Source organism: Actinoplanes nipponensis (assembly GCF_016862275.1).
GTDB lineage: Bacteria > Actinomycetota > Actinomycetes > Mycobacteriales > Micromonosporaceae > Actinoplanes > Actinoplanes nipponensis.
On sequence record NZ_BOMQ01000026.1, the window covers coordinates 189,036 to 201,316 of the forward strand.

Annotated in this window: 9 protein-coding genes and 1 pseudogene; 6 read left to right on the plus strand and 4 right to left on the minus strand. The window is 73.2% G+C overall.

Going from position 1 to position 12,281, the window contains the following annotated elements; all coding sequences use genetic code 11:
* Window positions 1-30: 30 nt before the first annotated feature.
* The gene (locus Ani05nite_RS10790; RefSeq protein WP_203767313.1) at window positions 31-192 is read left to right on the plus strand and encodes a hypothetical protein; all 162 of its coding nucleotides are present in this window, start codon (window positions 31-33) and stop codon (window positions 190-192) included.
* Here the strand turns inward: Ani05nite_RS10790 and Ani05nite_RS10795 are convergent.
* On the minus strand, window positions 177-1,376 hold the full coding sequence (locus Ani05nite_RS10795) for a glycosyltransferase family 4 protein (protein WP_203767315.1): 1,200 nt from the start codon (window positions 1,374-1,376) through the stop codon (window positions 177-179). The two genes, Ani05nite_RS10790 and Ani05nite_RS10795, sit on opposite strands and share 16 nt — an antisense overlap.
* 86 nt (window positions 1,377-1,462) lie before the next feature.
* Between Ani05nite_RS10795 and Ani05nite_RS42350 the strand changes: the two are divergent.
* A pseudogene (locus Ani05nite_RS42350) lies at window positions 1,463-4,663 on the plus strand (alpha-(1->3)-arabinofuranosyltransferase); the annotation flags it as partial.
* A 941-nt stretch (window positions 4,664-5,604) separates the two neighbouring features.
* Here Ani05nite_RS42350 and Ani05nite_RS10800 read toward each other — a convergent pair.
* A complete protein-coding gene (locus tag Ani05nite_RS10800) occupies window positions 5,605-6,813 on the minus strand; it encodes an acyltransferase family protein (RefSeq protein WP_203767317.1) in 1,209 nt (402 codons plus the stop codon).
* 112 nt (window positions 6,814-6,925) lie between these two features.
* Here Ani05nite_RS10800 and pgfA point away from each other — a divergent pair, with 112 nt between their 5' ends.
* From pgfA to Ani05nite_RS10815, 3 genes are all read left to right on the plus strand, one after another.
* Window positions 6,926-7,981 carry a cell envelope lipid trafficking protein PgfA gene (gene pgfA / locus Ani05nite_RS10805; protein ID WP_203767319.1) on the plus strand — a complete coding sequence of 352 codons (1,056 nt, stop codon included), beginning with the start codon at window positions 6,926-6,928 and terminating at the stop codon, window positions 7,979-7,981.
* A 182-nt stretch (window positions 7,982-8,163) separates the two neighbouring features.
* The gene (locus Ani05nite_RS10810) at window positions 8,164-8,331 is read left to right on the plus strand and encodes a hypothetical protein (protein ID WP_203767321.1); all 168 of its coding nucleotides are present in this window, start codon (window positions 8,164-8,166) and stop codon (window positions 8,329-8,331) included.
* Between the two features lie 46 nt (window positions 8,332-8,377).
* On the plus strand, window positions 8,378-9,370 hold the full coding sequence (locus Ani05nite_RS10815; RefSeq protein ID WP_239129657.1) for an NAD(+)/NADH kinase: 993 nt from the start codon (window positions 8,378-8,380) through the stop codon (window positions 9,368-9,370).
* 410 nt (window positions 9,371-9,780) lie between these two features.
* Here the strand turns inward: Ani05nite_RS10815 and Ani05nite_RS10820 are convergent, their stop codons facing one another.
* A complete protein-coding gene (locus tag Ani05nite_RS10820) occupies window positions 9,781-10,500 on the minus strand; it encodes a class I SAM-dependent methyltransferase (protein ID WP_203767324.1) in 720 nt (239 codons plus the stop codon).
* 118 nt (window positions 10,501-10,618) lie between these two features.
* On the opposite strand from Ani05nite_RS10820, the gene Ani05nite_RS10825 reads away from it, so the two are divergent.
* Window positions 10,619-10,810, plus strand: coding sequence for a CsbD family protein (locus Ani05nite_RS10825; RefSeq protein WP_203767327.1), 192 nt, complete (start codon window positions 10,619-10,621; stop codon window positions 10,808-10,810).
* A gap of 57 nt (window positions 10,811-10,867) precedes the next feature.
* Here Ani05nite_RS10825 and Ani05nite_RS10830 read toward each other — a convergent pair whose 3' ends face one another.
* Window positions 10,868-12,244, minus strand: coding sequence for a KamA family radical SAM protein (locus Ani05nite_RS10830; RefSeq protein ID WP_203767330.1), 1,377 nt, complete (start codon window positions 12,242-12,244; stop codon window positions 10,868-10,870).
* Window positions 12,245-12,281 lie beyond the last annotated feature (37 nt).

The following is a 12,281-nucleotide window of genomic DNA, read 5'->3' on the forward strand; positions in this document are numbered from 1 at the left end:
GCACGTCGCTCATGAGAAGGAAGTCGAAAGATGCGCAGAGTCCTCCCGCTGGTCCTTGCCGGTGCGGTCGCCCTGACCCTCGGTGTCCTCGGCACGGTGGCGTTGGCCTCCTCGCTGACCGGTTCGCCGTCCGAGGCGGCCAGTTCCGTCAAGGGCGCCGACGCCGCTCCGGGCGTCTACGGCACCAGGTAGTTCTGCTTCACCGGCGGCTCCGCGGCCGTCGTCCGGTTCGCGGCCCTCGCGATGAGGGCCGCGAACTTCTCACCCGCCGCGGGCCAGGTGAACTGCGCCGCGTGCGCGCGCGCCGCGGCGCCCATCGCCAGCCGGAGGGTGTCATCGGTCAGCAGCAGCCGCACCTTGGCGGTGAAGTCGTCCTGGTCGTCGGCGAGCAGCCCGGTCCGCTGGTCCACCAGGGACTCCTCGACCCCGCCGGCGCCGCGGAACGCGACCGTGGGGGTGCCGGCCGCGCCGGCCTCCACGATGGTCAGGCCCCAGCCCTCCTTCAGCGACGGGGTCAGCGCCACCCAGGCCTCGCTCATCAGCGTGCGCTTGTCCTGGTCGGTGACGAAGCCCGCGAAGCGCACCCGCTCGGCGATGCCCAGCCGGGCGGCGTGCTCGCGCAGCTCGGTCTCCCACCAGCCCTGACCGGCGACCACCAGCGACAGCCCGGGCAGCTCGCCGCGCAGCGCGGCGACCGCGTGCAGCGCCACCTCGACCTGCTTGTGCGGCACCAGCCGGCCCAGCACCACCAGCGAGGGCTCGGCGGTGCGGGCCACCGGACCGGTGCTCATGTCCGGGGTGCCGTTGTGGATGATGGTCACCCGCTCCGGGTCGACGCCCAGCACCGCGAGCTCGTCGCGGGTGGCCGCCGAGACGGTGACGTAGCGGCACCGGCGGTAGACGCGCGGCGCCAGCTGCGACTCGATCCACCAGCCGATCCGGGCCAGCCGCGGGGTGAGCACGACCGGCCACTGCTCCCGGTGCACATGGTGCACGAGCGCGATGACCGGGCAGAAGGCCCACAGCGGGGACAGGAAGGGCAGCCCGTTGCCGACGTCGACGATCAGGTTCGGCCGGCCGCCGTGCCGGCGGCTCAGCGGCCCGAAGCCGAGGCAGCCCAGCAGGTAGGCCAGCGCCGCGTGCAGGTAGACCGTGTGCCGGCCACCGCGCCGCAGCACCCGCACGCCGGCCTGGGTAACCTCTTCGGCCGGACCCTCCGAGTGCGCCGCGCAGAGCAGGGTGACGCGGTGTCCGCGCCGGACCAGCTCGCCGGCGATCCGCTCGACGTACACCTCGGAGCCGCCACCATGGGGGTTCCTGGTGTCGCGCCAGTTGAGGAAAAGTACGTGTTCGAGAACGTCGGCCAATGTGTCCACCCTCACCCCTACTCGCGAGTAGCATTCGCGGTCGCGTCACACTATGGGGTCCTCCGGCGACTCCGCAATGGTGGAACAGGAGCAACATGCGCCCGGCTGTGAACTCGACCGCGGAGCCCGGCACGGTGGACGGCGTGCCCCGGGCGGTCTGGCGGCTGCGCCTGCTGGCGGTCTGCCTCGGCCTGGCCGCCCTGGCCTTCCTGCAGGACCCGGGGCTGATCGCGATCGACACCAAGGTCGACCTGGCCGTCGACCCGGCCGGCTGGCTGGCCCGCGCGCTGCACGTCTGGGACCCGGCCGGCACCTTCGGCCAGCTGCAGAATCAGGCGTACGGCTACCTCTGGCCGATGGGCTCGTTCTTCCTGGCCGGCAAGCTGCTGGCCATCCCGGCCTGGGTGATCCAGCGGCTGTGGTGGGCGCTGCTGCTGACGGTGGCCTTCACCGGTGTGGTCAAGCTGGCCGAGAAGCTCGGCATCGGCACGCCGTGGGCCCGGATCATCGCCGGCGTCGCGTTCGCCCTGTCGCCGCGGATCCTCACCGAGCTCGGCCCGATCTCGGTCGAGGCCTGGCCGACCGCGCTCGCGCCGTGGGTCCTGGTGCCGCTGATCGGGCTGCGCGACGGCGCGCCGATCCGCCGGGCGGTGACCCGCTCCGCTCTGGTCGTCGCGTGCGCCGGCGGGGTCAACGCCACCGCCGTGCTGGCCGTCGTGCCGCTCGCCGCGATCTGGCTGCTTGGGCTGCACCCGGCCCGGCTCCGGGTCCGCGCCCTGCTGGCCTGGGGTGTCGCGGTCGGCTGCGCCACCGCCTGGTGGGTGGTGCCGCTGCTGGTGCTGGGCCGCTACAGCCCGCCGTTCCTGGACTACATCGAGACCGCGGACGTGACCACCGCGCCGACCGACCTGGTCACCGTGCTGCGCGGCGCCTCGCACTGGCACGCCTACCTGGGCGGGTCGTTCGGGCCGCCGTGGACGGCGGGCTGGCGGCTGGCCACCGAGCGGCCGCTGGTGGTCGCCACCCTGGTGGTCGCCGGGCTGGGCCTGGCCGGGCTGGCCCGCCGCGGCCTGCCGCACCGCTGGTTCCTGATCACCGGGCTGCTGGCCGGGCTGGCCCTGGTCGGGCTGGGCCACGTCGGCGCGGTCAGCGGGCTGCTGGCCGAGTCCCAGCGGGCGTTCCTCGACCAGGCCGGGGCGCCCCTGCGCAACGTGCACAAGTTCGACGTGGTGCTGCGCCTGCCGCTGGCCCTGGGCCTGGCCCACCTGATCGGCCTGGTGCTGCGCGCGGCCGGGGCGGCGGCCGGCTCGGCCGAGGCCCGCCGGCCCGCCCGGCTGCGCGCCGGCGCGGTCACCGGGGTCGCCCTGGCCGCGGTGGCCGCGGTGGCCACCCCGGCGCTGACCGGCGGGCTCGCCGCGCAGGGCAGCTTCCACAGCGTGCCCGGCTACTGGCGCGAGGCGTCCGCCTGGCTCGACGACCACCTCGAGCAGGAGCACGTGCTGGTGGTGCCGGCCTCGCGGTTCCCGCGCTACCTGTGGGGCAGCCCCAGCGACGAGATCACCCAGCCGCTGCTCAACAGCCGCTGGGGCGTGCGCAGCTCGATCCCGCTGACCCCGCCGGCGACCATCCGGCTGCTCGACGCGATCGACGGCGTGCTGTCCACCGGGGCGGGCTCCGCCGGGCTGGCCGAGCTGCTGAGCCGCTCCGGGGTGCGCTACCTGCTGCTGCGCGCCGACCTGGACTACGGCCGCTCCGGCGCCACCCAGCCGATGATCGTGCGGCAGGCGCTGCTGCGCTCGGTCGGGCTCAGCCCGGTCACCGGCTTCGGCCCGTACGTCGGTGGCGGGTCGCTGCCCGGGACGTTCGTCGACAACGGGCTCAACCCCTCGGTGCGGGCGCTGGAGGTCTGGGAGGTCAAGCGGACGGTGCAGCCGGTGGCCGCGTACGACGCCAGCGCGTTGACCACCGTGGTCGGCGGGCCGGAGTCGGTGCTCGCCGCGGCCGCCGCCGGCGCGTTGCCGGCCGGGCCCACGGTGCTGGCCGGCGACCGGCCGCGGGGCCTGCCGGACGGCCCGGTGCTGGTCACCGACGGCATGCGGCGCCGGGAGGTCGCCTTCGGGCTGGCCCACGACAGCGCCTCGGCCACCATGACGGCGGCCGAGCAGCCGCGGCTGGGGGAGCCGGCCCGCGACTACCTGCCGGCCTGGGGCGACGAGCTGCAGACCACGGCCCGCTACACCGGCATCCAGTCGGTGACCGCGGCCAGCTCGTTCGCCGACGCGCAGCCGCTGTCCGGGGCGCGGCCGGCGTACCAGCCGTACGCCGCGCTGGACGGCGACCTGAGCACCTCGTGGCGCTCGGCGCCCGGCACGATCGCCACCGGGCAGTGGCTCGAGGTGCGGCTGCCGTACCCGCGGGTGGTCCGGCAGGTCACCATGACCTTCGACCTGGGCGCCGACTCGGTGCCGACGCGGATCAGCGTGTGGGCCGGGCGCAACAAGCCGGTCGGGTACGCCGTCGACGGCACCACCGTCACCGTGCCGCTGGCCGGCGCCCGGCCCAGCGACCGGATCCGCATCGCCGTCGACGAGGTCCTGGACGTGCGGTACGGCTTCGGCGGCGTCGGCATCGCCGAACTGGTCATCCCCGGCGTGAGCGCCCAGCGCACCCTGGTCGTGCCCCCGTCACCGGTGACCGGACGGGCCCCGGGCCTGGTGTTCTCGGCGGCGCCGCCGGTGCCCGCGTGCTACTTCGACGCCGGCGCGGCGGCCTGCTCCGGCGACCTGGCCCGCGGCTCCGAGGACGGCGCCCTGATCGACCGCACCGCCACGGTGCCGGTCGCCGCCTCGTACCAGCTCGCGGTGCGGGCCCGGCCCCGGCCCGGCGCGGCCCTCAACGCGCTGCTCGACGCCGGCGGCGCCGCCGTGACCACCGGCGGCATCACGCCCGTGGTGACCGCCTCCAGCATCGGCATCCCGGAGCCGGCCGCCCGGCCCGGCGCGGTGGTCGACGGCGACGCCGGCACCGCCTGGCACGCCGCCGACGAGGACAAGCACCCGTGGCTGCGGCTGACCTGGCCGAGCGCCCGCGCCATCTCGGGGGTGCGGCTGCGGCTGCCCGCCGCCACCGCCGCGGCGCGGCCCTGGCAGGTCACCGTGCTCGGCGACGACGACGTCCGCACCGGCTTCCTCGACGAGGGCGGCACGCTGCTGTTCGACCGGCCGATGCGCACCGACGAGATCACCCTGCTGATCGCCGACGCCGTGCCGGCCCGCTCGTTCGACCCGTACCGCAACGTCTACCGCTCGCTGCCGGTCGGGGTCGCGGAGTTCACCGCGCTGCCCGACGGCGTGCCGCCGCGCACGGCCCGTGACCCGAAGCTGAACTTCGGCTGCGGCACCGGACCGGTGGTCGACGTCGACGGCGTCAAGCGCACCACCGCGCTGGTGGCCAGCCGCCGCGACCTGATCGAGCTGCGCGAGGTCGCGGCCCGGGTGTGCGGCACCAACGCGGCCGTGCCGGTGCCGGTGGGCGCCGGCCGGGCCCGCATCGTCGCCTCCGCCTCGGAGCTGGCCGCCCCGGTGCGGCTGAGCCTGACCCCGGTCGGGGCCGGCCAGGGCGGCGGCCCGGCCACGATCGACCGCCAGACCGCGGTCAAGGTCGACGCGTGGGCGCCCACCCTGCGCCGGCTCACGCTCTACAAGTACCCGAACCCGCGGGTGCTGAGCCTGCGGGAGAACCAGAACCCCGGCTGGCAGGCCACCGTGCGGGGCAAGAGGCTCCAGCCGCTGGTGCTCGACGGCTGGCAGCAGGGCTGGCTCGTGCCGGCCGGCGCGAGCGGCGAGGTGGTGCTGCGCTTCGCCCCGGACAGCACCTACGCGACCGCGATCAGCGTCGGCGCGCTGCTGCTGGCCGGGGTGGCGGTGGCCGCGGTGCTGCCGCAACGCCGCGCGTCGCTGTTGGTCGGCGTGCCGGCCCGCCGCCGGCGCCGGCTGCTGACCGCCCTGCTCGGCGGGTTGGCGTTGCTCGCCGTGGGCGGCATCGCGGCCGGTGGCCTGGCCCTGCTCGGCGTGGCCGTGGTGGTGCTGCTGCGCGCGGTGCAGCCGCATTTCGGCACGCACGACCGGCAGCGCCTGCGCCAGGTGCTGCGCTGGGCGGGCTTCCTGCTGCCGGTGGCGCTGTTCGCGCTGGCCGGCTGGCTGACGCTGCGCACCACCGGGCACACCGCGCCGCTGCCTCAGCTGGCCGCGCTGGCCGCCGCCACCGGCCTCTGGCTCTCGGTGGTGCTGGGCCGCGGCGGCCGGGGCGAGCGGGGCCAGCGGTGGCTCAGCCGCTGGAAGGGACGCTCGACGACGTAGTAGCTGATCGAGGCCAGCAGCAGCCCGCCGGCGACGGTCAGCAGGAAGATGTCGAGCGTGTCGCCGTTGAAGTCGGGGATGCCGCCGATCACCTGGATCCACTCCAGCGCGAAGGGGTGCCACAGGAACAGCCCGTACGACACGGTGCCCAGCCAGTGCGCGGTGCCGGAGCTGAACACCGCCTTGCTGCGGGTGTCCGGGCCGAAGGCGATCGGCAGCACCAGCAGCACGGCGAACGTGGCGTACAGCAGCATCTTGAGGCCGAACTCGACGGCGGTGGGCTCGGCCAGGTCGCGCGGCCCGGCGATCGGGGTGGTGGCGATGGCCAGCACCGCCGCCGCGGCCGCCCAGCAGGCCAGCGGCGCGCCGCCCAGGTCGTCCAGGAAGCGCCAGCGGGGTGCGTAGTCGTTGCGCAGCGACACGTGGATCGCGGCCAGCGCCATGCCGGAGCCGAACCAGAGCCCGTACGCCGGCAGCCACATCGTGTGCAGGCCCAGCGACAGCACGCCCAGGCCCATCAGCGACACCCACGTCCCGGTGATCGCGGCGGCGCACCCGAGGATCAGCAGCGGGCGGCCGGCCCGCCGGCGGCGGCTCGCCAGGGCCAGCGCGAGCAGCGGCAGCACCAGGTAGAACGCGACCTCGGTGGCCAGGCTCCAGGTCTGGCTGAGCCCGTCGCGCAGCTTGTTGTGCTGGTAGATCTGGGTCAGCGTGAGGTGCCGGGCCCAGTCCGCGCCGGTGACCGGCTCGTCGCGCGGCATTGCCAGCAGGCACACCACCACGGTCACCCAGTACGCCGGCAGGATCCGCATCGCCCGGCGCCAGAGGTAGCGCCCGGCCCCCGGCCGGGCGGTCGCGGTGGCCTGGGCGTGCGCGTACGGGCGGAACAGCAGGAAGCCGGAGAGCACGAAGAACACCGCGACGCCGACGTCGAGCCGGGCGAAGAAGCCCGCCCACGGGCCGGTGCCGGTGTTGACCCCGGTCGCGAATCCCACGTGGTGTCCGATCACCGCGAGGGCGCCGATGACGCGTACGGCGTCCAGCGCCGGGAGGCGATGCAGAGACCGTTGGGAAATCGACGCAGACATAAACCGTCCTCAGGGTCGCGCAACTATGTAACCGGCGAGTAACCTGCGCCCATTATTGGCGATCGGGCCCCTCCCGGGATACCGGCCGACCAAGTCTCGTTGGGGAGGATCTGTGAAGGCTCGCTGGGGTGCCGTGCTGTTCGGCATCGGTGTCTTCGTTGTGGTGATCGCGGCCGGATGTGCGTTCTACGTCGCACCCACCGTCGCGCGGCTGCCGTACGACTTGGCCATGTGCAAGCAAGGGGAGACCGAGGGTTGCCTGCGGCCCAGTGTCGCCAGGGCCGAGAACGCCCGGTTCCTGCAGACCAAGGGTGGCGACACCCCGGTCGTGGCGATTCAGACCGGCACGCTGGAGTCGGTGACGGAGGTGCAGCCCCGGCCGGACCTCACCGACAAGGAGATGACCGGCCCGCTCGAGGGCGACACGGTCGTCTGGGACGGCTACGGCACGGTCAAGTGGGTCGAGCAGAACTACATGGTGAGCCAGTACAAGGCGGAGCTCGCGATCGACCGCGACACCGCGGCGGCCGCCGACTGGAAGAAGCAGTACCTGCAGGACGCCGGCCCGCAGGGCGACTCGTCGGTGACGTTCGCCGGCCAGCTGTACAAGTTCCCGTTCGGCACGGGGAAGAAGACGTACCAGTACTTCGACCGTGACCTGCGCAAGGCGCTGCCGATGCAGTTCCAGGACACCGAGGTCATCAAGGGCCTGGAGACCTACCGCTTCCAGCAGGTCATCCCCGAGACGCCGCTGAACTTCTCCGCCGAGCGGCTGTCGGGCCTGCTGAACGCGTTCGCCAAGGGCGCCACCAGCGGCCAGGTGACCTACAGCAACACCCGCACCATGTGGGTGGAGCCGGTCACCGGCACCCTGATCAAGGTGCAGGAGCAGCAGAAGAAGACGCTGACCCCGGACACGGGCACGCCGACCGCGCTGCTGGACGGCAACTTCGTCTACACCGACCAGACCATCACCAACAACGTGACCTCGGCCGGCGACACCAAGAGCCAGATCCTGCTGATCAGCCGGAACCTGCCGATCGGCCTGGCCGTTCTGGGCGCCCTGCTGCTCATCCTGGGCCTGTACCTGGTCACCGCCGGGCGGCGCTCGGCGGCCCGGCACCGCGCCGAGGAGATCAGCGACGCCGAGTCGGGCGTCTCGGCCTGACCGGCCACCCCAGCGCACGACCGCCGGACGCGGCGAGGCAGGTCATCACGGCCGCCTCGCCGCGTTCGTCGTACCGGAAACATCCTAGGACGCTCTAGGCGGGGTGCGCCGGGCTATAGCCGGCCGCCTCCGGCGGCTGTTCCACCGGAACAAAAACCGGGTCGGGGGCTTAGGCTGGGACCATGGAGCGCAGGGAGCGGGCCGAGCGCGGCCGCGAGGACTACCGCCGGCTGCCGCCGCGGGTCACCCCGGAGCAGATGATCCCGTTGCAGCCGGTGCTGCACCTGCTGCAGGACCCGCGCGAGGGCTCCGACGACCAGTGGCACATCCGCATGGGCTGGGCCGGCTGACCGAGTGTCTGCTGACCGGCGGGAAGGTCGCAGCCGCGGTGGTCAGGTGAGCCTCCACCAGCAGCCGCGGGCCGGTGTACGTCACACGTTGGGCCTGGTCGTGCATCCGAACAAACCGGTCGGTGACTCGATCGCGACCATCGTGGGCTGGACGACGGCCCACGACGTTCGGTTGGTGGCCCGCGCACAGGACCGTGAGCGGATCGGCGCGATCCTGGACCGCAGCACGGACCCGGACAGCGGCCCCGGCGGTGTGGACGTCGTCGGCGATCCCGCATTCGTGGCCGCGGTCGACGGGGTGATCGCGCTCGGTGGTGACGGCACCATGCTCGGCGCGATGCGGCTGATGACCGGGCGCGCCGTGCCGGTGCTCGGCGTCAACCACGGCAACCTGGGCTTCCTGGTGGAAGTCTCGCCGCCGGATCTGGAGGCGGCGCTGGCGCACCTGGTCGCCGGTGACTTCACCGTCGAGGCCAGGAGCTGCCTGGTCGCCGACACCCCGGGCACGCCGCTGGCGACCCGGTACGGCTTCAACGACGTGGTCCTGGCCCGCATGGGCCGCACCGGTGCGGTCTCGGTCGACCTGACCGTCAACGGCCAGCGGTACGGCTACTACAAGTGCGACGCCCTGGTCGTGTCCACGTCGAGTGGCTCGACCGCGTACAACTACGCCGCCGGCGGGCCGGTCCTGTCACCCTCGGCGGCGGCGATCGTCGTGACGCCGGTGGCGCCGATGGCCGGCATCGGACGGTCCGTGGTCCTGGGCGCCGGCGACCGGATCGGCCTGCACGTCGCCGGGGACAGCACCCGGGTCGCGGTGGACATCGACGGCACCGCAGCCGCCGAGCTCACGCCCGGGGAAACCCTGACGGCGGTGTTGCGCGAGGACGCGGCCCAGGTGGTGCGCTTGGCGGCCGGGACGCACGGCGATCGCAGCCGGGTCAAGCTGAGCCTGTTGGACCTGCCGCTACGCCGCGACCAGCTCCTCGACCTCATTCCGGAGGAGATCCGCCGTCGCATCACCGGCGCCGACGGCTGAATACCCATCGGCACAGCGGCGCCGGACCGGCAGGCAGCCGGCGACCGGGCGGCGGCAGTTCCTCCGTCGCGCTGCGGAACCCGCAACAGCAGCAGGCGTGTGTCGGTGCGGGCGGTGAAGGCCTCACCACCGACGCGTCTTGGAGAGGGATGTCCGCAAGGACTCGGGCAGCCCTGACCGGCGGGTGCCGACACGACGCGGGGACTCGCGTGGCGCGCTTGGGCGTTGTGTCGGCCCGTCCATGGAGGTGTCGGAACTGCTCGCCTCGTCGCGAAATCGGCCTCCGCGTCATCGGTGGAGGGGAATTCGCGTACCGGGGCGCTGCCGTGGGCCCGGTTGGGGGCCGGGGTCACGGCGTGCACCGGGTTGGCGCGGCGGACTACGTCGCCGCGCGCCTGCCGGTGTGGCGGTCAGTGCCGTGGTAGGTCGGCGCGGACGCACAGCGTGCGGTAGGGCATCGGGAAGGTGTCGCGGCCGGCCAGGTCCGGGTGGGTCGCGACCAGGTCACGGACGCCGGACAGGACGGCCGCGCGCTCGTGCTCGCCGAGCAGGATGACGTAGCTGCGGGAGGCGACCAGGTCGAGCAGCCGGTCCAGGCCGATCTCGTGGGTCCAGGCGAACTCGCGGGTCTCCGCGGGTCCGAACGGCGGGCCGAGTTCGGCCGGCCGGTCCGCCTCGGGGGAGTGGATGATCTCGCCGAGGCGGCGGACCCAGTCGGCGCGTTCGTCGCGCAGGTTCCAGATCAGGCCGAGGCGGCCGCCGGGGGCCAGCACCCGGGCGATCTCGGGGACGGCGCGGGCGGGGTCGACCCAGTGCCAGGCCTGGGCGCAGAGCACGGCGTCGGCGCTGTGGTCGGGCAGGGGGAGGGCTTCGGCGGTGCCGGCCCGGACCGGTACGCCGGGCAGGACCCGGCCGAGTTCGGCGCGCATCCCGTCGGAGGGTTCGACGGCGGTCACGGTCAGGCCGCGTTCGTGCAGGTGGCGGGTGAGTTTGCCGGTGCCCGCGCCGACGTCGACGACGTGGGTGGCGCCGGCCGGCAGCAGCCAGTCCAGCGCGGCGTCGGGGTAGGGCGGGCGGCCGCGCTCGTAGGCGGCGGCGACGGGTCCGAAGGACAGCGCATGCTCACTCATCCAAGGATCCTAGGATGCTCTACGGGCAGTGCGCCAGCGCACCACGTTTCAGAATCGCGCCCTTCGGGCACCGTTTCCCCGACAAGAACCATCAAGTTCGGGTCTGGAGAGGTTGACGATGAGCTTCACTGACAAGGTCAAGAACAAGGCCGAAGAACTGACCGGCAAGGCGAAGCAGGGCATCGGCGACGCGACCGACAACGAGCGGCTTGTCGCCGAGGGTCAGGCGCAGGAGACCTCCGCGCACGCGAAGCAGGCCGGCGAGCACGTCAAGGACGCGGGCAAGGACGTCCGCGACGCCTTCAGCTGAGCCGTCGCGCACAGAGCAACGCCCCCGGGACGACGGTCCCGGGGGCGTTTTCGCTGGTCAGGCGGTGGTCTGCTGCTTGCGCCACCAGTCCTGGCCGGACTCGGGCAGCGTGTCGATCGGGTCGTAGTAGGCGTAGAGCTTGCTCAGCGCCTCGTCGTCGGTGGCCTCGATCGACGTGCGGTAGTTCTTGGTCCAGTAGGAGATGCCGTGCTCGCGGTCGTAGTCGGTGAGCATGTGGACCCAGCGCTTGCCGACGAACGGGACGTCGCAGACGATCCGCGGGGTGGCGTAGCCGGGCAGGTAGCCCATCATGTCGTGCTGGAGCTGCTGGGCGTACCAGACCGGGACGCGCCAGTGCTCGGCGTTGGGAATCATGTCGCACATGTAGAAGTAGTACGGCAGGATGCCGGCCTCGCCCTGCAGCCCGAAGCAGAGGTCGAGCAGGTCGGCGGTGGTGGCGTTGACGCCGCGCATGAGCACGCCCTGGTTGCGGACGTCGCGGACGCCGACCTCGAGCAGCATGCGGGCGGCCCGGGCGACCAGCGGGGTCAGTGAGTTGACGTGGTTGACGTGGGTGTGCACGGCGAGGTTGACGCCGCGGCGTTCGGCGGTGACGGCGACGCGGTGCAGTCCCTCGACGACGTCGCCCTGCAGCCAGTGCTGGGGCAGGCCGGCGAGGGCCTTGGTGGCCAGCCGGATGTCGCGGACGGTGGGGACCGAGAGCAGACCCATGAGGTAGGTCTCGAGCTGCTTCCACGGCACGTTGGCCACGTCGCCGCCGGAGACGACCACGTCGCGGACGCCGGGGTGGGCCTTGAGGTAGGCCAGGTGGGCGTCGTACCGGTCGACCGGTTTGAGGGTGAGTTTGAGCTTGTCGACGGTGGGGGTGCTGTTGCCGACGAGGTCCATGCGGGTGCAGTGGCCGCAGTACTGGGGGCAGGTGCTGAGCAGCTCGGCGAGGACCTTGGTGGGGTAGCGGTGGGTGAGGCCCTCGGCGACCCACATGTCGTGTTCGTGCAGGGAGTCGCGGGTGGCGTGGGGGTGGGAGGGCCAGTCGAGGTGGCGGTCGGTGGCGACCGGGATCATGTAGCGGCGGATCGGGTCGGCGTAGAACGACTCCGTGTCGGGGGTGCGGTCGGGCACCATGGTGTTGAGCATCTGGGGCGGCACCAGCATGGACATGGTGGCCAGGCGCTGCATGTCGGTTTCGAGGTCGGCGTAGAAGCGTTCGTCGAGCAGGTCGCCCATGAGCGCGCGGAGTTGTTTGACGTTCTTGACGCAGTTGACGCGTTGCCACTGGGCGGATTCCCACTGGGCGGTGGTGACGTCGCGCCAGCCGGGGAAGCGGGTCCAGTCGGGTTCGGTCAGGGGGCGCCGCTGGTAGTTGTAGGGCTGCCCGGCCGCGGTGGCCGCGTCGTTCTTGAGCTCGGTCAACGGGACTCCTGGGGTCGGGGAGCGATCGTGATCGACG

Excerpts from the sequence above, each read along its gene's own strand:
- Ani05nite_RS10790 (WP_203767313.1), top strand. The coding sequence starts at position 31 with ATGCGCAGAGTCCTCCCGCTGGTCCTTGCCGGTGCGGTCGCCCTGACC.
- Ani05nite_RS10820 (WP_203767324.1), bottom strand. The coding sequence starts at position 10,500 with ATGAGTGAGCATGCGCTGTCCTTCGGACCCGTCGCCGCCGCCTACGAG.
- Ani05nite_RS10810 (WP_203767321.1), top strand. The coding sequence starts at position 8,164 with ATGGAGCGCAGGGAGCGGGCCGAGCGCGGCCGCGAGGACTACCGCCGG.
- Ani05nite_RS10825 (WP_203767327.1), top strand. The coding sequence starts at position 10,619 with ATGAGCTTCACTGACAAGGTCAAGAACAAGGCCGAAGAACTGACCGGC.
- Ani05nite_RS10800 (WP_203767317.1), bottom strand. The coding sequence starts at position 6,813 with ATGTCTGCGTCGATTTCCCAACGGTCTCTGCATCGCCTCCCGGCGCTG.